This window comes from Rhodococcus sp. BP22 (assembly GCF_014281965.1).
Taxonomy (GTDB): Bacteria; Actinomycetota; Actinomycetes; order Mycobacteriales; family Mycobacteriaceae; genus Rhodococcoides.
The window spans coordinates 1-19,747 of record NZ_JACFTB010000009.1 but is presented as its reverse complement, the minus strand read 5'-3'; the positions used below and the strand labels follow the sequence as shown (position 1 = coordinate 19,747).

Here is a 19,747-nt window from a genome sequence, read left to right as displayed (position 1 = left end):
TGACCCTGCATTGTCGGCTATCGGTCAGTTACCGACATATCGCGCGAGGTAGTCGCCGGTAAGGGTCGATCGATCGGCGACGAGATCTGCGGGCGTGCCTTCGAAAACGATCTGGCCGCCGTCGTGTCCGGCTCCGGGTCCGAGATCGATGATCCAGTCAGCATGCGCCATGACCGCCTGGTGATGTTCGATCACCACTACTGATCTACCGGAGTCGACGAGGCGATCGAGTAGGCCGAGAAATTGCTCGACATCGGCCAGATGGAGCCCGGTGGTCGGCTCGTCGAGTACGTAGATTCGGCCTTTGTCGCTCAAGTGGGTTGCGAGCTTGAGGCGCTGCCGTTCGCCACCGGACAGCGTGGTCAGAGGCTGACCCAGCTTGACGTAACCGAGGCCGACATCGCAGAGTCTGGTCAGTATCTTGTGTGCGGACAGTATCTTCGCATCGCCTTCGCCGAAGAATACCTCGGCTTCGGCCACCGGCATTTCGAGAACTTCGCTGATATTTCGGCCACCGAGGAAGTACTCCAGCACCGATGCCTGAAAACGTTTGCCCTCACACACTTCACATACGGTGGCAACCCCAGCCATCATTGCGAGGTCGCTGTAGATGACGCCTGCACCGTTGCAGTTCGGGCATGCACCTTCGGAGTTGGCGCTGAACAAGGCAGGCTTGACGTCGTTGGCCTTGGCAAACGCTTTCCGAATCGGATCGAGTAGCCCGGTGTACGTAGCTGGATTACTGCGTCGGGATCCGCGGATCGCTCCCTGATCGACCGCGATGACGTCCTCCAGTCCGGAGAGCGATCCGTGGATCAGCGAACTCTTGCCCGAACCGGCGACGCCGGTGACGACCACGAGAACTCCGAGCGGCACATCGACGTCGACGGATCGAAGGTTGTGGGACGTCGCATCGCGGATTTTCACAACCTCGGTGAAAGCCCGGACGGAGTCCTTCAGTGCTGCCCGGTCGTCGAAATGTCGGCCCGTAATGGTTCGACTTGCGCGGAGTCCTTCGACCGTCCCTTCGAAGCAGAGTTCTCCTCCCCCGCTCCCGGCGCCGGGACCGAGGTCGATGATGTGGTCACCGATCGCTATCGTTTCCGGTTTGTGCTCGACCACCAGCACCGTGTTGCCTTTGTCTCGAAGCCTCAGGAGAAGGTCGTTCATCCGAGCGATGTCGTGCGGATGCAGGCCGATCGTGGGCTCGTCGAAGACATAGGTGACGTCGGTGAGCGAGGAACCGAGGTGACGAATCATCTTGGTGCGCTGCGCTTCACCACCGGACAAGGTGCCGGACGGCCGGTCCAGACTCAGGTACCCGAGTCCGATCTCGACGAACGAGTCGAGGATCCCGCTCAACGACGTCAGCAGCGGCGTCATGGTCGGTTCCTTCACACTACCGAGCCATTCGGCGAGATCGCTGATTTGCATCGCACACAGGTCGGCGATGTTTTTGCCCTTGATCTTGGACGATCGTGCAGCCTCGCTGAGCCGAGTGCCGTCGCACTCTGGACAGGTGGCAAATGTGATTGCGCGTTCCACGAAAGCACGAATGTGGGGTTGCATCGCGTCGACGTCCTTGGCCAGGAAGGACTTTTCAATCTGTGGGATCAGTCCCGCGTACGTCAGGTTGATGCCTTCTGCCTTGATTTTGGTCGGCTCCTTGTAGAGCAGATCGTTCATTTCTCTCTTGGTGTATTTGCCGATCGGTTTGTCTGGATCGAAGAAGCCGCATCCGCGGTAGATGCGGCCGTACCAGCCATCCATGCTGTAGCCGGGAACGGTAATTGCGTTCTCGTTCAAGGATTTGGCCGCATCGAACAACGCGGGCAAATCGAAGTCGGAGACCGACCCTCGGCCCTCGCACCGTGGGCACATTCCGCCGGTGATGCTGAAACTGCGCCGTTCCTTCGTTTGTCGGCCACCCCTGTCGATGGTGACAGCACCCGCACCGGAGATCGAGGCGACGTTGAAGGAGTAAGCCTGCGCCGAACCGATGTGTGGCTTGCCGAGCCGGCTGAAAAGGATACGAAGCATCGCGTTGGCGTCTGTGGCGGTGCCCACAGTCGATCGAGGATCCACACCCATTCGCTGTTGATCGACGATGATCGCCGTCGTCAGACCGTCGAGTACATCGACGTCGGGCCGAGCAAGTGTGGGCATGAAGCCCTGAACGAACGCGCTGTAGGTTTCGTTGATCATCCGCTGTGACTCCGCGGCAATCGTGTTGAACACCAACGAGCTTTTGCCCGAGCCGGAAACGCCGGTGAAGACGGTCAGCCTGCGCTTGGGTATATCGACGCTGATGCCCTTGAGATTGTTCACTCGAGCGCCCTGAACTCGGATGAGATCGTGAGCATCGGCGGCATGCAGTCCATGCGAATTCGCACTTCTCTTCGTGACCATGCGTTCGGTTCTCCATCTCCAGAGCAGGTAGCTGTCGCGGCGTATGTGTCGTCACGGTAGCTTCGCGTCCCACTATCCCGCTTCTCGATTCCTGATCCATATTATCGACGGCTCCTCGCGGGTTAGCATCTGCGCATGAAGCTCGGCGAATACATGTCCCTAGATGCCCTGTCATTGGCAGAAGCCGTTCGCACCCGGCAGGTAACTGCGCGCGAACTACTCGATCTCGCACGTGAACGAGCGGCTGAGGTGAACGGCAAGCTGAACGCCATCGTGGCGCCGTTGGACGCTGCAGACGCGCGGGCCGGCGACCCGTCGCTCAGCGGCCCTCTCGCAGGTGTGCCGTTTTTGATCAAAGATCTTCTCCAGGAGTACAAGGGCTATCCGACGTCGTACGGTTCGCGATCCCTGGCCCATCACGTCGCTACCGATCACGCCCTCGTGACGCAGCGGTTTCTCGACGCAGGTCTGGTGATCTTCGGGAAGACCAACACACCGGAGTTGGGTGCGAAGGGTGTCACCGAACCGGACTACTGGGGAGCTGCCCGCAGCCCATGGAACCTTTCCCGCACGCCCGGCGGTTCTTCGGGTGGATCCGGCGCGGCCGTAGCTGCTGGGATTGTGCCCGCAGCCGGCGCGAACGACGGCGGCGGTTCGATCCGGATCCCCGCGGCGTGCAACGGTCTCGTCGGCCTGAAGCTCAGTCGAGGACTTTCCCCTTATGGTCCGCAGACCGGAGAAATCATGTTCGGAATGGTGACGCAGGGGGTGGTCAGCAGAACTGTGCGTGACAGCGCTGCCCTGTACGACGCGATTGTCGGCCCTGATTCGAACTCGGACTACCAAGCTGCATTTCCCGCGCAAGCATTTTCGAAGGATCTCGATCGAGCCCCGTCCCCGCTACGAATCGGCTGGTCCTCGTCCTCGGCGGTCAATCCGGCACCGCACCGGGAGGCTGTCGAGGCGGTGGAGCGTACCGCCGAACTGCTCGCAGGCTTAGGGCACCACGTCGAGCAGGTGACGCCGCCATACGACGACTGGGCGCTCTCGCGTGACTTCCTGACGATTTGGTTCGCTCAGGTGCACGCGCAGATTGCAGATATCAAAAGACGAACTGGCGCAAGCGATTCCGATTTCGAGGCTGACACTGTGGCAATTGCGGAGTTCGGTCGTTCGAGTGGTTTGCTTGCCCTGATCGAGGCGTTGGAACGAACGACGTCGCACATCCGGTCACTCAGCGCTTTCCACGAGCGTTTCGACTACCTGCTCACTCCGACGTTGGCCACTCCCCCTCTGCGAGTAGGCGCCACCTCCACCTCGTCGTTGGTGCAGCGAACCGCTCGTCTCGTCAGCAAGGTTCGAGGTGGAAAACTCATGGCACTCAGCGGGGTGCTGGACGACGTCGTCGAGGACAGCCTCGGGTGGGTCCCTTATACCCAGTTGGCCAATCTCACTGGCCGCCCCGCGATCAGCGTTCCTCTGCACTGGACCGAGGACGGGCTACCACTGGGCGTGCAGTTCGTCGGAAAATTGGGATCCGATGGTGAACTACTCCGGCTCGCGGCTCAGCTCGAGGAAGCACAACCGTGGATTCATCGATTCCCGGCTCCGGCAGTGTGACCTCGTAACCCGCGGTACCGAGCGCAGTCGGTACCGCGGGTCAGTGAGTCAGAGGTCGAACTCGGCCGGATCTATGCCGACGGCGAAGCACGCGTTGCGCACCGCGTTCTTCTCATGGTCGTCGAACAGTCCGTCTGCGCCACCGATGATGATGCCGATCTGAATGACTGCCCGGGCTTGTTCCGGCTTGGTCTTCAACTTGCCGATGGTGGCAGTGGCTTCCACTTTGCCGAAGTCGAAATCACCGTTCAGCTTGTCGCAATACCAGTCGAACTTCTGTCGCAGTTCGTCGGCAGGGAACACCTTCAAGGCTTCGTTACTGGCAATGAGCGATGCCGTCTTCTGCCGTTCGGCCGGATCTATGGTGCCATCCGCTGCGGCGATGAGAGCGCACATCGCCATGCTGCCGTTGGCGAATTCTTTGTTCTTGAACTGGACGGTCTTGGTCTGCAGCTGCCCGTTCAGCTCTTGGGCCTTCGACTTGAGCTGGTCCCAGAAAGCCATGGATCTCCTTCGTTCGGCGTCGCGCCGTTCGCGCGATCGACTCCATTGTCCACGCCTTGGTCCGAAGTGTCCGAATCGATGAACCAACTGGCCTCGGTGAGCCCTATCTCAACCGTTCGGCGTCTTTTGCTCTGGCCAGAAGTTCGACGCACAGTGCTGTGAGTTCTTCCGCCGTCGCACCTTCCTGCACAGCAATCGCGACGTCTTCGGCTGCACATCGGACCTCGAACGTGCGGTCGATCAACGCCGACGCCTCATCGGCCGACAAGACGACGGCATCTTCCGGGATGGATGTGCCCTTCACCGCGCTGCGGTGCTCGTAGGCTCGCTGCCGGCACGACTGACGGCAGTACCTCCGCCGTCGACCCATTCCGGAGTCGGCGACCTCGCGTCCGCACCATGCGCACGCATGAACTCGACGAGACGACACCGGCATGTACCGAGCCTAACGGTGCGGGACGGTAGAATGACCACGGACTGGCGCCGACCAGAGACTTCTCGCGTGTCGATACGGGAACGAACGACGCGGTACAGACGTTGACATATTTGTGAGTTGCAGGTGGGCATCACTCGCCCCGCGCAAAATCGCATGCACTATGAGGAGAGGACTTCACAATGGCAGACCGCGTACTACGGGGTAGCCGTCTCGGTGCTGTGAGCTACGAGACCGACCGCGATCATGATCTCGCGCCTCGCCGGGTTGCCCGGTATCGCTGCGACAACGGTGAAGAGTTCGACATCCCGTTCGCCGACGAAGCCGAGATTCCCGGTACTTGGGCGTGCAAGAACGGCCTCGAGGGTTCACTCCTCGAAGGAACGGCACCGGAGGCCAAGAAGGTAAAGCCTCCGCGTACTCACTGGGACATGCTCCTCGAGCGCCGTTCCGTGGAAGAGCTCGAAGAGCTTCTCAAGGAACGGATGGACCTACTGAAGGTCAAGCGCCGCGGCGCCTGAAGTAGCTCCGCTAACTTTGCGCCGAACGAATGGAAACATTCGTTCGGCGCATTTTTTTGCCACACTTCATACGGTGGGTTTGTTTTCGGCATGCACATATTTCGAATCGACTACAAATGAACAATTTCTTCACGGACGCCATCCCATCTTCGTCATGTGATGGAAGGATTGTCCCCTGGGCCGGGCTGCGTTCAATCAGCGCAATCGGTCCGTACGTCGGGATCGGCAATGCATAATCGGCAACGCACAATCAGTAGCGATCAGCGGTAACAGCTTGCCGAGAATAGTCGATGTATATGTCGACCCAGCAGGTGGAAACGCAGTAGGTGGAAACGCAGCTTTCGAAGATGAACGCGGCATCCACGGCAGAGCGAGAGGGGCGGCACCACGTGAACGGGGATTCCGAAAATCTTTTGAGCTCACTGCGTGAGGAACTGGACGCGGTAGATCACCGTCTTCTGGATTCGATTCGTGACCGGATCGATATCTGCGCGCGTGTCGCGCGCGTCAAGCGTGAGTTCGAAATACCGATGATGCAACCGGGCCGCGTCGGGGTCGTTCAGGAAAGAGCCCGCCAGTTCGCACGTAGCAATGATCTGTCGGAGGACTTTCTCACCTCGGTGTACAAGTTGTTGATCACAGAGGCATGTCGTGTCGAAGACCTCATCATCGAATCGGACTCTCCCACCCAGCGCGCCGCGTCCGACGCGCAGCATCGTTAGGTGATGGCCATGGCTGTACGCACGTTGCTCATCGACAATTACGACTCGTTCACCTACAACCTCTACAGCCTGTTGGCAGAGGTGAACGGCGTGCCGCCGGTGGTCGTCAAGAATGACGTGCCCTGGGAGTCCATCGATTTCGGCAACTTCGAAAATGTCGTCGTGTCTCCGGGGCCGGGACGCCCGATGACCGCACACGACCTCGGCATCAGCGCACGCGCTATCGAGGAAGGTGAGCTACCGATACTCGGCGTGTGCCTGGGCCATCAGGCGATATGTCACCTGCTCGGTGGCGTGGTCGATCTTGCACCCACGCCGATGCACGGTCGAATTTCGGAAGTCGTCCATACCGGTGACGATCTGTTCGAGGGAATTCCGTCACCATATTCGGTCGTGCGATATCACTCGTTGCTGACCGTGGAAGTGCCCGACGAACTCGAAGCCTTCGCGTGGACCCATGATGGCCTGGTGATGGCTGTTCGTCACCGCACCAGACCGATCTGGGGAGTGCAGTTTCATCCGGAGTCGATCAGTACCGACTACGGCCGCGAATTGCTGGCAAACTTTCGGGATCTCACGGTGGCCCGCAAGCCCAGAGCGTCGACCGAACTTCCGCCTAGATCACCGTACTCGATCGAAACTCACTGCATAGACGGCGAATTCGATACCGAGCGAGCGTTCTCTGCGCTGTTCGCGAGTGGACCCAATAGCTTCTGGCTCGACGGCAGTGCCGCGGTCGAGCCGAATTCACAGTTCACCATCATGGGAGACTGCTCTGGTCCGCTGGCGGAGTACGTTACGTACCGAGTCGCCGAGGGACAGGTCAGAGTCGAAAGCAGCAACGGGTCGGTGGAAACCATCGATTCGACCTTCTTCGCGTACCTCGACCGCCAACTGCGTGATCGTGCAACTCCCCCACTCGAACACCTGCCCTTCGCATTCGGCCTCGGTTACGTCGGTTACTTGGGTTACGAACTCAAAGCCGATGTCGGCGGTCAGCTCGTTCATACCGCACCTACTCCGGACGCCTCGATGGTGTTCGCTGACCGCGCCGTAGTCTTCGACCATGCAGGACGGCAGTGCTATGTCATGGCCCTCGTCCTGGATCGAGCGGAGACAGAGACTGCACAGTGGTTCGCATCGGTCGAGCACGCATTGAGATCGCTTGGCCACGAGGACAAGAAGGTTCCAGACACGCAAGCGCCCTTGCTCGCTCCACTTGCGCAGAACGAGTTGCCTCTTCGCCACAACCATGCGAAGTATCTGGACCTGATCGAACAGTGTCTGGCTGAAATCCGGTCCGGAGAGACATACGAAGTGTGCCTTACCAATACCGCGACGTTCCCCGGTCCGATCGATGCGCTCGGTACCTATTCCTATCTGCGCGAAATCAATCCCACACCCTACAGCGCATTTCTCGGCTTCGCTGATCTGTCGGTTTCAAGCGCATCACCGGAGCGGTTCTTGCGTATCGATGCCGATCGAATTGTCGAATCGAAGCCGATCAAGGGGACGCGGCCGCGCGGTGAAAGCGCTGAACAAGATGCGGAACTCCGGGCTGATCTTCTCGACAACGAGAAAGACAAGGCCGAAAATCTGATGATCGTCGACCTCGTCCGCAATGATCTTGCCCGCGTATGCATCCCGGGTTCGGTACATGTCCCCAAGTTGTTCGACGTCGAAACATATGCGCCGGTACACCAATTGGTGTCCACAGTGAGAGGCCGACTACGCGACGACGCCTCTGCCGTCGACTGTATCAGCGCCGCATTTCCCGGTGGCTCGATGACAGGAGCGCCGAAAATTCGAACGATGGCCATAATCGACAAGTTGGAAGACGGTCCGCGCGGGGTCTATTCCGGAGCGATCGGATACTTGTCGGTGACGGGCACCGCCGACTTCTCGATTGTCATTCGAACCATCGTCTCCACCGAGCACGAGGTCACGTTCGGAGTCGGCGGAGCCATCGTTGCGTTGTCGGACCCGGAAGAGGAATTCGAGGAGACGATGGTCAAAGCAGTCTCGATGCGAAGGGCGCTGGGCCGCCGGCCTGAGGGACGAAGCTAACTGTTCCGCCCCTCAGACCTCGGTTCCTCAGGGAGTAGCGAAGTACTCGAACACCGCTGGTTGAACCTGCGGGTTGGCATTGAGTGTTCCGATAATCGATCCCGCCACGACACCGATGGCAGTTCCGATGATGCACCCGGAAATAAAGTTCGGAAAGATCGATACGCATCCGATGGCGAATCCGAGGGCTGCACCCACGGCGGTACCGATTGCGCCACCGTTGGCATAGCCGATAGCGATTTGGTTCAGTGCATTATCGAGTGCAGCTTGCTTGGTGATCGGGCCCGCCACATCGGTCACGAGCGACGCTGCCGGTTGTGGCGTCAGCAACAATTGTCGACTGCCGAGTACGGCGGGCGCTATCGAATACGACGTACCGTTGACGGTGTAAGACAATGGCAAGGCGGCCAGGACGCTACCGGATGCACCGATCACCTGAACTTGCTCAGAAGTTGCGTCGATACGAAACGCGCCTGAATCGAGGATGGTACTGACAGCGCCATCCGGTAGAACGGATGTTTGGTAATTCACTGTTTCGTTCGCTGCGACCGGATCGGCATATGCCGTGCCGCCCCCGACCGCAACCGTCACTGACGTCGTAACAAGCACCGCAGCAAATGTAGCCGTTACTGACTTGATCCGCTTCACAGGCATCCCCAGACCGTAGTTCGACGAATTGTTCTTTTGTCTCTGCGATGGTATTCGGTACTACCCGATTCGTGTGCTCATTACAGGTTTTCATCGAGATAGCTTTCCAATACTGTGCCGATTTCCGCGAGCACCTGCGGTTCGATCATCTGATTGTGGGCGCAGTCGACATCATGTATTCGCACTTTTCCGGTCACGAATTCATTCCATTGCGCAGGGTCGCGAGAAACTCCATCGCCGGAGCCCTGTGCCGCGGAGAAGAACAGAACGTTCCCATCGAAGACATCAGGCACGAAGCGGTTCATGATTGTCGTCGAGTTACCGAATCCGTCGTTGATCCGTTCCAGATGCTGCGGAGTCACACCGGTGTTCTGGCCGAAGGATTCGTTCAGAAGTTCCACTGCACTCTCGTAGTTCAGCGGTGCGTCCGACTCCTGGGGCCCGACATCGAGGCCGAGCCCTGCGAGCAGCTCCTCGACGGTGAGGCGGCCTACGACCGCCTCGTCGGGGTCGATCACATAACTGTCCAGGATCGTCAAGGACTCGACGATGGATTCGCCTCGTCGAAGTTCGACCGCGACCGCATGTGCGATCGCACCGCCGAGTGACCAACCGAGAAGGTTGTACGGACCGGAGGGCTGAACTTTTCGGATCTCCTCGACGTAGCGGTGTGCGAGAGCCTGAATCGACTCGAAGGCACCACCTTCGGAAATGCTCGGAAGCTGAAGACCGTACACAGGTCGATCGGCCGCGAGGTGTCGAACGATTCCGGAGTAACCCCACGACAGTCCGATGCCGGGGTGAACACAGAACAGAGGTGTTCCGCTTCCCTGCCCACGAAGTGGGATCACTACCGCAAATGCACTGTCGAGAGCAGACGACGAGCTTTCGGCAGAGTCGATTCGGGCGGCAAGCACAGCCGCAGTCGGGTCCAGGAACAACGCTTGCAGAGGGACGCGAACACCCGTCGCGATCTCCAAAGCAGGTACGACGCGTGTTGCCACCAACGACGTACCTCCGAGGTCGAAGAAGTTGTCGTCGACGCCGATGGTGTCGACTCCTAGAATCTCGATGAAGACCTTGATTACGGAGGCTTCTGTCGCCGAGGACGGTGCGCGGTACGCGACCGTCGCCCCGGTCAATTCCGGTACCGGCAACGCTCGACGGTCCAACTTACCGACGGGAGTGAGCGGAATCTCGTCGAGGACCACGATTGCTGTTGGGACCATGTGCCGCGGAAGCGATTCGCCGACGAACTCGAGCAGCGTGGCCGTAGTGACCGAGTGCCCATCAGCAACCCGAATGTACGACACCAGGACGGTGTCGCCGGACGGCGCAGTATGACCGATGGTCGCCGCGAACACGACGGCGTCGTGCGCGGTGACCGCGGCATCGATCTCACCGAGTTCGATCCGGAAGCCGCGAACCTTGACTTGGAAGTCACTGCGCCCGACGAATTCGATCGTGTGGCCAGCAGTCCAGCGAACTACGTCTCCCGTGCGATACATACGTTCACCCGGTTCACCGAATGGATCCGCGACGAACCGTTCGGACGTCAAGGCGAAACGAGAAAGGTAACCGCGAGCAGTTCCAGGCCCGGCAATGTAGAGCTCTCCTGCGACGCCGGCTGGAACTGGACGCAGTCGTTCGTCGAGGACCGAGTAGCGGAAGCCGATTGCCGGCCGGCCCACGTCGATCACCTGACCGGGGACCAGTGGACCACCGACGCTTGCCTGGATCGAAGTCTCGGTTGGGCCGTAGCCGTTGAACATTTCCCTGCCCGGTGCCCATCGAGCGACGAGTTCGGGCGTGCACGCTTCTCCGCCGACTGCGAGAACACCGACGTCGGTAAGCCGGTCACCGTCGATGGAGGACAGCGCAGCCGGGGTGAGGAAAGCATGCGTGACGCCGGATTGCTCGAGCAGATCTGCCAGATCGTCGCCGCCGAAGATTCCGGGCGGAACGATGACGACTGTGGCTCCCACACCGAAGGCCATGATGAGTTCGTAGATCGAGGCATCGAAGCTCGGGGACGCGATATGGGAGATCCGCGACTTCATGTTCGGATGGAACCGGTGCGTGACTTCCTCTTCCAAATTGGCCAGACCACGGTGCCGCACGGCAACGCCCTTGGGTCGTCCTGTCGAGCCCGAGGTATATATCAGGTAGGCAGGATGATCGAGCTGCAGGGTCGACGTCCTATCGGCGTCGGTGACCTCCTCGGTCGGATAACGCTGTGCATCGTCGACGAATTCGGGATCGTCGATGACGAGCCACGGAATCATGTCTGGCAGCTGGTCACGGTATTCGGCGACAGTGATACCGATCGGTGCTTTCGAGTCGGTGAGCATATGAGCGATGCGATCGGAAGGATAGTTCGGGTCCACCGGAAGGAAGGCCGCACCGGACTTGGTCACCGACCACATCGACACGACCGATTCGATCGACCTCGGCAGGGCAAGTGCGACGAACGACTCGGGACCCAGGCCGAAGTCGATCAACATACGTGCGATACGCGTAGACAGATTGTCCAGATCCCGGTAGGAGATCCTGGTGTCCCGAAATTCCAACGCGATGCCGTCGGGATTCAAAGATGCCTCTGTCGTGAGCATCTGCGGCCAGGTCTGCTCCTGTACACCGTCATCGCCGCGTGCCGGAGCAAACTTCGAGCGCTCTGTGGGCTCGAGTATGTCCACGTCACCGATCGGTGAAGCGGAGTCGAGGGTGACCGAATCCAGTATCCGAACGAACCGATCAGCGAAGGACTCGACCGTCGCGGGATCGAACAGCGATGTCGCGAAGTCGAATGCAGCTTCGATACCTGCAGGCTGACCGGACTCGTCGAACGTTTCCGAGAGCAGCAACTGCAAGTCCTGTTTCGCGACAGGAACATCGAAGTCGAATCCTTCGACGGTGAGCGACGGCAATTCCAGACGTGCCTTGGTGTTGTTCTGGAACGACAACGCGACCTGGGACAGCGGTGAGTATGCCGTCGATCGTGCCGGATTGAGGACTTCGACGACACGCTCGAACGGGATCTCGGTGTTGCCGAAAGCTTCGAGATCGGCATCGACAACCCGACCGAGCAGCGACTCGAACGATTCGGCGCCATCGACGACAGTCCGAAGTACGAGAGTGTTGACGAACATGCCGATCAGGTCGTCGAGTGCTGCTTCACCTCTGCCTGCCACCGGAGTGGTGATGGCGATATCCTCTGTTCCGCTGAGGCGGGCGAGGGTCGCGGCAAACGCACCGTGCACGACCATGAACATGGTGGCGTTCCGCTCGCGGACGAATTCCGTCATGCGCAGGTGGACATCCTTGTCGATCGAGAACACGACGCGTCCTCCGCGGAAGTCCTGCATGTTCGGCCGTGGACGATCCGTCGGGAGCGGAAGCAAGTCGGGCACTCCGCGAAGTGTCGTGCGCCAGAAATCCAATTGTCCGCTGGCGATGCTGGCGGGGTCCTTTTCGTCGCCGAGTAGTTCGCGCTGCCAGAGCGTGTAGTCGGCGTATTGCACGGGCAACGGTGCCCATGCGGGCGCACTCGAGGCGGTCCGAGCGGAGTAGGCGATCATCACGTCGCGGGCAAGAGGGGCCATCGAGGCTCCATCCGCTGCGATGTGGTGTACCACGACGGCGAGCACATGTGTGGGTTCGGCTGACTCGACTCGGTACAGCGCAAGACGAATCGGGATCTCGGTAGTGACGTCGAATCCGGTCCCGGCGAACGCGGCGATGGCATCGCGAAGGTCGCCTTCGGCAATGGAGACCACCGAAACAGCAGGAACCACGTCCCCGGTTCGGTGGATCCGTTGTTCGGGCATCATGCCGTCGGACGGGAATGTCGTCCGCAAGGATTCGTGCCGATCGAGCAGGTCCGTGACTGCCAGTTCGAGGGCCGCCAGGTCGAGTTCTCCGGTCAAGCGCACGACAAGCGGCACGTTGTACGCGGGCGAGGTCGGATCGAAGGTGTTGATGAACCACATGCGCTGTTGCGCCAGCGACAGCGGGATCCGCTCGGGGCGATCGACGGCACGCAGGACTGGGCGGTCACCAGCACGTGAGGACGTTCCTATGGCCGCAGCCAATCCTGCGACTGTGGGTGTTTCGAAGATTGCTCGAACTCCCAGTCCCGCACCGCTCGCGGCGTTGATGCGCGCGATCACTCGGGTGGCTGACAAGGAATCTCCACCCAGATCGAAGAAGCTGTCGAGGGCACCGACGCGTTCGATTCCGAGAGTCTCTTCGAACACGGTCGCAACCGTGGCTTCGTACGCGTTCCGCGGCTCGATGTAGGTTCTTGCATCCGAACCGAATTCGGGCTCGGGTAGTGCCCGGCGGTCCAGCTTGCCGACCGGTGTCAGCGGTATTTCGGCAAGTTGCACGAAAAGTGAGGGCACCATGTGGCCGGGAAGGCTCGCCGACGCATGTGCCGTCAGTTCTACGCTGTCGATCTCCGAAGAACGCTCGGTGGCGCGGACATATGCGACCAGAACTGTAGCGCCAGAGGGTGTTTGCGATCCTACGGTGGCAACGAAGCCGACGGCCGGGTGGGTGGAGAGCACGGCGTCGATCTCGCCGAGCTCGATGCGGAACCCGCGCACCTTGACCTGGAAATCGCTGCGCCCGATGTATTGGACGGTGCGTTCGGGTGTCCAGCGAACGACGTCCCCGGTGCGGTACATACGAGCGCCGGCCGAGCCGAACGGGTTCGCGACGAAGCGTTCGGAAGTCAAGGCTCCTCGTGCGTGATAGCCACGTGCCAGTCCTGCGCCCGCAAGATACAACTCACCCGGCACACCGACAGGAACGGGCTGCATTCTGGTGTCTAGTACCACTTCGTACACCGCGCGGATGGGACCACCTATGGTCGGCGCAGAATCAGCATTCAGCGGGTCGCTGATGTTCGACATGATGGTCGTCTCGGTCGGACCGTAGCCGTTGAACAAGTTACGTCCGGGTGCCCAGGCTGCGACCAACTCGGCGGGAACAGCCTCGCCGCCGACAACCACGTGCTGGAACGAGTCGAGACCGGCAGGATCCACCGAGGCGAGAACTGCCGGGGTGATGAAACCGTGGGTGACTTTTTCGGACGAGAGAATGTTTGTGAGTTCTTCACCGCCGTACACGGTCGGCGGGACGATGACCATGGTCGCGCCCACTCCGAATGCCAGTAAGTACTCGAGCACCGAGGCATCGAAGCTGGGAGAGGACACATGCAGAGTCCGCGACTGTGGGGTGATCTCGTATCGCTCGGACTGTTCGAGAGCGAAGTTATCGAGACCGGTATGCGTCACTACAACACCCTTGGGCAGTCCGGTCGAGCCGGAGGTGTAGATGGCGTAGGCGATGCTGTCGAGCGCGATCCCGGTGACCCGCTCGTCCTCGCGGAGCGGCGTCGAAGAGTAATCGTCGAGTTCTGCCGTGGTCTGTGCGTCGTCGAGAACGATCCATGCACCGCCACCAGCCAGCATCTCCGGCAGGCCGGACATATTGGCCCGCACGGTCAGGCCGAAGTGTGCGTCCGAGTCGCTGACCATATGGTCGATGCGATCCCGCGGATATGCGGGATCCACTGGGACGAAGGCGGCACCGGATTTGGCGACAGCCCAGACGGCCACGACGGATTCGATCGACCGGGAAAGGCCGATGGCAACGAACGTTTCCGCAGACACCCCACGTGCCAACAGCAGCCTGGCCAGTTGTGTGGACCGACGATCCAGCTCGCCGTAGGACAAGGTCCGCTCACCGAACCGATCGGCGAAGCGAAGTGCTTGATGGTCGGGGTCGACGGCTGCGGCCTGCTCCAGAATGTGCGGCAACAATCTGCTCGAGCCGCCCTTGGCACCGACGACTGGAGCCAAGGAAGCATGTTCGATGTCGTCGAGCAGGCGAACCCGCGCCAACGGGCTCCGATCGTCGGTGAGGACGGCATAGAGCACACGCTCGACGCGGGCGACGATCCGATCGATCTGTTCGGTGGTGAAGAGATCGGGCAGATACTTGGCCTTCAAGTGAAGGCGATCATCAACGGACGCAACGAGAGTCAGTGGATAATGTGCGGCGTCCGAACCCAGGACGTCGGCCACCTTCATTCCCGCGATATCGGTCTCCTCCGACAAGCCGGCGCGGTCGACCGGATAGGACTCGAAGACGGTCAGGGTGTCGAACGAGACGCCCGGGCCTGCTGCGCGCTGAATCTCGGTAAGACCGAGGTAGTGATGGTCCAGCAAAGCTGCCTGCTCCATCTGCACACGATCGATGAGGTCACCGATCGGTTCGGCAGGGTTCAATGTGATTCGCACGGGCAATGTGTTGATGAACAAGCCGATCATCGACTCGATGCCGTTGACTTCCGGCGGCCTGCCGGACACTGTGGCGCCGAAAACGACGTCGGTGCGGCCGGTCAGTGCAGCAAGTACCACGCCCCAGGCGCTCTGGACGATGGTATTGAGCGTCGAGCCGTGATGTGCAGCAAATTCTCTCAGCGCCGCAGTGGTCTCCAGTGACAACGACCGAGACCTCTCCACCGAGATCGTCGAGAGATGACGGCCACGATCTGCATCGGCGAGAAGCGTGGGTTCTTCGACGCCTGCCAGAGCACGCGTCCATTCTGCGGTGGACAGCGAAGAGTCGCGGGTGTGCATCCACGCCAGGTAGTCGCGATACGCGGGCACGCGAGGCAACATCGAATCGTCACCCGCAGTGGCGTAGAGCGTCAACAGTTCCTTGATGAGCAGAGGTGTCGACCATCCGTCGAGCAGGATGTGGTGGTTGGTCATCAACAGACGCCACTCCCCCTCTGCCTTGGTGATCAACGTAAATCGGAGCAGCGGAGCATGATCGAGTGCGAATCGCGTGGCGCGGTCGGTTTCGAGAACACGGTCGAGAGCGGCATCGCTGTCGACTTCACCGCGCAGATCGACGTGGCTCCATGGAACCCGAACGCCCGTTTGAACAACCTGTACCGATTCCCCGTCTGCATTGTGCACGAACGCAGTTCGAAGATTGGCGTGGCGATCGAGCAAGGTCTGCGCCGCAGCCTTCATCCGATCGATGTCCACGATGCCGCGCAGCTCCAACCCGAGTTGCACCATGTAGGCGTCGACACCTGTATCGACGCTCTGGTCGACCTCGCCCGCCAGCCGGGCGTGGAACAACAGGCCGGCCTGCAACGGCGACATCGACCAGACATCGTCGAGGGCAGGAAAGCGTGCCTCGAGCTCGGCGATGGTCGCCTGGTCGATATCGACCAGATCCAGATCCGACGGGGTGAAGCCGCCCGCATTCGACGTCGTGGCGTGCGTCGTCAACGCAGTCAGCGCCGCAACCCACAGTTCGATCAGTCGGTCCACCTCGTGCGAAGCGAGAACACCTGCCGGATAAGCGAAGGTGGCGTCCAGAACGGGGCCTGCCGGGGTGGCGTTCGTGACGGCGTTGATGTCCAGAACAGCGGGAACCGGCATGTTCGGGTTCTGTGCGTCGCCCAACGTTGTATCCGACACCGGGATCCAGCCGATGTCCTGCATGTTCTCCGATGAACCTGTGGCGAAGCGCCCCAGGTAGTTGAAGCTGACCTGTGGTCGGGGGAACCTGCCCAGGACAGTTCTTCCTTCCTCGGTCAGGTACCGCAGCATGCCGTAGCCGATGCCATGATCCGGGATCGCCAGCAGCTGTTCCTTCACCGATTTGATGGCATCGCCGGCTGCGGGTCCCCCTTCGAGGACGTCGTCGAGATCGATGCCGGTCAGACCCAGGCGCACCGGGAAGATAGTGGTGAACCAACCGACGGTACGTCCGAGATCTGCACCCGGCACGACGCCGTCTTCACGACCATGGCCCTCCAATGTGACAAGGGCATTGTCGGCAGTCGAGCCCTGCTCACGTCGCCAGGCCGTCAGTGCCACAGCGAGACCGGTCAAAAGTCCGTCGTTGACGCTGCCATGAAATTTCTCCGGGAGAGTCGTCAGAAGGTGTTCGGTGACAGTCGTCGGCAACGACACTCTGATGCGTTCGACGGTGGCGTCGACGTCCACGGTCGGATCCAGGGCCCGTGAACCGATGACCTCGTCGGCTCCGGCGAGCATGCCCTGCCACAGCGACAACTCGTCCGTACGCGTCTCGGCGACCTCGGCGAGGCCTGTTGCCCATCGACGCATCGAGGTTCCGGTCTCGGGCAGTGTGGGTTCGGTACCGGCCACTGCGTGCGCCCAAGCCGAAGCCAGGTCCGGCACGAGGATGCGCCAGGACACCCCGTCGATCACCAGGTGATGCGCGACGATGAGAAGACGACCACGGCCCGAGCAGTCTGCGAACCAGACCAGCTGAATCATTCGACCGACCGTCGGATCGAGACGGTCTGCGGCAGAATCCAATTCGAGCGCGGCTAAGGTGGAGAACTCGGATCCTTCGATCGAGTCGACTTCGACCCTGTGGATGATCGATGAAGCCTCTACCGACCCGACCGGCTCCACCGTTTCCGACCAGACACCGTCATCGTTCCGGTACAGGCGTGCACGGAGCATGTCGTGGGTGTCCAGCACGGTCTGAACAGTGGTGTGGAGAATCTCCCGCTCGATCTGCGTGGGCAGTTGCAGCAGCGCAGTCTGGGTGTATCGACCGAACTCTTCGCTGCGCTCGAGCATCCACTGCACGACGGGGGTCAGCGGAAGGTCACCGACTCCACCACCCGGCAACTCCTCGAGGACCACAGCTTCGGAGTCCTCGGCGCGGCGAGCTACTTCGGCCAGTGCCGCAACGCTCTTGCGCTCGAACACGTCTCGCGGAGCGATGACCAATCCTGCTGCCTTGGCGCGCGAGACCAGCTGGATCGACATGATGCTGTCGCCACCGAGTGCGAAGAACGAGTCGTTCACTCCGACTGCATCAAGTCCGAGAACCTCGGCGAACAACGATGCAAGGCTTTCTTCGATCGGCGTCGCAGGGGCCCGGCTCAATGTGACACTCGAGGCGAAGTCCGGTGCCGGCAGAGCTCGGCGATCGAGTTTTCCGTTGGCCGTCAACGGAAGTGCATCTAGGACGATGACTGCTGCGGGCACCATGTACGACGTCAGCGTCCCACTTACGAACTCCAGAATCGACGAAGTGTCCACGGTCCGGCCCGCTTCCGGCACGACATAGCCGACAAGACGATCGCCTGCCCCGTCGTCGCGAACCGAGACCACCGATTGAGCGACGCCGTCGTAGCTGGACAACGCAGCCTCGATCTCACCGAGTTCGATTCGGAATCCATGTAGCTGGATCTGCATGTCACTGCGGCCGAGATACTCGAGTTGGCCGGCACGGTTCCACCGAGCGGTGTCACCGGTGCGATACATCCGAGTTCCCGCGCTGCTGTCGGGGTCCGCGACGAAGCGCGTCGACGTCAGAGCTGTTCGACCGAGGTACCCGCGTGAAAGTTGTGCACCGGATACATACATTTCGCCGGTGACGCCAGGAGGAACCAGACCCAAGCGTCGATCACGCACGGACACGGTCAATCCGGGGATCGCCTGCCCGATGACGCTTGCGGACGCAGAGGCGGCGAACTCCTCGTCGAGCGGCAGATAACTGACATGCACGGTGGTTTCGGTGATTCCGTACATATTCACCAGAGTGGGTGAATCCTCGGCATGTCGGTCATACCAACGACCGAGTTGACCGAGATCGAGTGCTTCGCCGCCGAAGATCACGTAGCGCAACGCCAGTGCATCGGAATCGGCAGGCGCCGTACGGTCTGCCTCGGCGAATTGGTAGAACGCCGTCGGTGTCTGATTGAGCACGGTGACCTGTTCGGCAGCCAGTAGCTCACGGAACAGTTCCGGCGAGCGCGCAGTGTAGTAGTCGACTACGACCAGCTTGCCGCCGTACAGCAACGGCCCCCAGAGCTCCCACACCGAGAAGTCGAAAGCATAAGAGTGGAACATCGTCCACACATCGGATTCGTCGAAGCCGAACTTACCGATGGTGTTCTGGAAGAGCGTCGCGACGGTCGCATGCGTAACTTGAACGCCCTTGGGGCGGCCGGTGCTCCCCGATGTATAGATGACGTACGCGACCGAATCCGGCCTGGCGTCGCCGACACGCTCGTTCGAAGACAACGGTTCCGGCGACAGCGAATCCAAAGTCGACACGGTTTCCGGGTCGTCTATCAGGACCGTTGCGAGAGCGTCGGTGGGAACCGATTCCACATCCCGAGACGTCGAGACGACACAGACCGGTGCGGCATCGACCAGCATGAAGGCTAGTCGGTCTGCCGGATAGGTGACGTCGACGGGGAGGTATCCGCCGCCGGCCTTGAGTACCGCCAGCAGTACGACGATCAACTCGGCAGTCCGCGGCATAGCCACTGCCACAAGAGTTTCCGGTCCTACCCCGACCGAGACCAAGTGGCGTGCGAGCTGATTCGCTCGCGCCTCGAGTTGGGCGTAGGAGTACTCGGCTTCACCGTCAACGACGGCCGTGGATTCGGGGAAGCGTCGAACAGCAGCCTCGAACCGCGCGGTCAGGGTCTCGCTCGACGGAAGTGTTCCTGGGTGATTCCAGTCGGACCGCATCGCAGCAATCTCGGCGGGTTCCACGATCTCGATCTCACCGATCGTGACGGTCGAGTCTGCGGTCACAGCATCGACGATTGCGACGAATCTGTCAGTGAACTTCTGCACCGAGTCCTCGTCGAACAGGTCGACGGCATAGGTCAGTGCACCCGACATCCCTGCGGGAGAACCTGATTCGTCGAAACGCTCCGACATCGTCAACTGCAGGTCGAACTTTGCGACCCCGGCATCGAATTCGAGAGCTGTGACACTGAGATCGGGTAG

At 60.7% G+C, this 19,747-nt stretch carries 9 protein-coding genes; 4 read left to right on the top strand and 5 right to left on the bottom strand.

Annotated elements, in window-relative coordinates; translation table 11 throughout:
* Nucleotides 1-24: 24 nt before the first annotated feature.
* Nucleotides 25-2,409 carry an excinuclease ABC subunit UvrA gene (locus H2510_RS18350; protein WP_186629739.1) on the bottom strand — a complete coding sequence of 795 codons (2,385 nt, stop codon included), beginning with the start codon at nucleotides 2,407-2,409 and terminating at the stop codon, nucleotides 25-27.
* Between the two features lie 135 nt (nucleotides 2,410-2,544).
* On the opposite strand from H2510_RS18350, the gene H2510_RS18345 reads away from it, so the two are divergent.
* Complete coding sequence (locus H2510_RS18345) at nucleotides 2,545-4,029, top strand: amidase (protein WP_186629738.1); 1,485 nt, start codon at nucleotides 2,545-2,547, stop codon at nucleotides 4,027-4,029.
* A gap of 48 nt (nucleotides 4,030-4,077) precedes the next feature.
* Here H2510_RS18345 and H2510_RS18340 read toward each other — a convergent pair whose 3' ends face one another.
* Together H2510_RS18340 and H2510_RS18335 are read right to left on the bottom strand one after the other, a co-directional pair.
* Nucleotides 4,078-4,533 carry a tellurite resistance TerB family protein gene (locus H2510_RS18340; RefSeq protein WP_186629737.1) on the bottom strand — a complete coding sequence of 152 codons (456 nt, stop codon included), beginning with the start codon at nucleotides 4,531-4,533 and terminating at the stop codon, nucleotides 4,078-4,080.
* Nucleotides 4,534-4,636: 103 nt separating this feature from the next.
* A complete protein-coding gene (locus H2510_RS18335) occupies nucleotides 4,637-4,969 on the bottom strand; it encodes a hypothetical protein (RefSeq protein ID WP_186629736.1) in 333 nt (110 codons plus the stop codon).
* Nucleotides 4,970-5,148: 179 nt separating this feature from the next.
* On the opposite strand from H2510_RS18335, the gene H2510_RS18330 reads away from it, so the two are divergent.
* The 3 genes from H2510_RS18330 (at nucleotide 5,149) to pabB (ending at nucleotide 8,276) form a co-directional block, all read left to right on the top strand.
* Nucleotides 5,149-5,487 (top strand): RNA polymerase-binding protein RbpA, encoded by a 339-nt coding sequence (locus H2510_RS18330; protein ID WP_084345141.1) that lies wholly within the window; start codon nucleotides 5,149-5,151, stop codon nucleotides 5,485-5,487.
* Between the two features lie 347 nt (nucleotides 5,488-5,834).
* Nucleotides 5,835-6,209 carry a chorismate mutase family protein gene (locus tag H2510_RS18325; protein ID WP_186629735.1) on the top strand — a complete coding sequence of 125 codons (375 nt, stop codon included), beginning with the start codon at nucleotides 5,835-5,837 and terminating at the stop codon, nucleotides 6,207-6,209.
* A 9-nt stretch (nucleotides 6,210-6,218) separates the two neighbouring features.
* Nucleotides 6,219-8,276, top strand: a complete 2,058-nt coding sequence (gene pabB / locus H2510_RS18320) for an aminodeoxychorismate synthase component I (RefSeq protein WP_186629734.1) — start codon at nucleotides 6,219-6,221, stop codon at nucleotides 8,274-8,276.
* A 27-nt stretch (nucleotides 8,277-8,303) separates the two neighbouring features.
* Here pabB and H2510_RS18315 read toward each other — a convergent pair whose 3' ends face one another.
* Nucleotides 8,304-8,885 (bottom strand): hypothetical protein, encoded by a 582-nt coding sequence (locus H2510_RS18315; RefSeq protein WP_315901426.1) that lies wholly within the window; start codon nucleotides 8,883-8,885, stop codon nucleotides 8,304-8,306.
* A gap of 119 nt (nucleotides 8,886-9,004) precedes the next feature.
* The coding region (locus H2510_RS18310; protein ID WP_186629733.1) for a non-ribosomal peptide synthetase at nucleotides 9,005-19,747 on the bottom strand (10,743 nt) is incomplete at its 5' end.

Excerpts from the sequence above, each read along its gene's own strand:
- H2510_RS18340 (WP_186629737.1), bottom strand. The coding sequence starts at position 4,533 with ATGGCTTTCTGGGACCAGCTCAAGTCGAAGGCCCAAGAGCTGAACGGG.
- H2510_RS18330 (WP_084345141.1), top strand. The coding sequence starts at position 5,149 with ATGGCAGACCGCGTACTACGGGGTAGCCGTCTCGGTGCTGTGAGCTAC.
- pabB (WP_186629734.1), top strand. The coding sequence starts at position 6,219 with ATGGCTGTACGCACGTTGCTCATCGACAATTACGACTCGTTCACCTAC.
- H2510_RS18325 (WP_186629735.1), top strand. The coding sequence starts at position 5,835 with ATGAACGCGGCATCCACGGCAGAGCGAGAGGGGCGGCACCACGTGAAC.
- H2510_RS18335 (WP_186629736.1), bottom strand. The coding sequence starts at position 4,969 with ATGCCGGTGTCGTCTCGTCGAGTTCATGCGTGCGCATGGTGCGGACGC.
- H2510_RS18350 (WP_186629739.1), bottom strand. The coding sequence starts at position 2,409 with ATGGTCACGAAGAGAAGTGCGAATTCGCATGGACTGCATGCCGCCGAT.
- H2510_RS18345 (WP_186629738.1), top strand. The coding sequence starts at position 2,545 with ATGAAGCTCGGCGAATACATGTCCCTAGATGCCCTGTCATTGGCAGAA.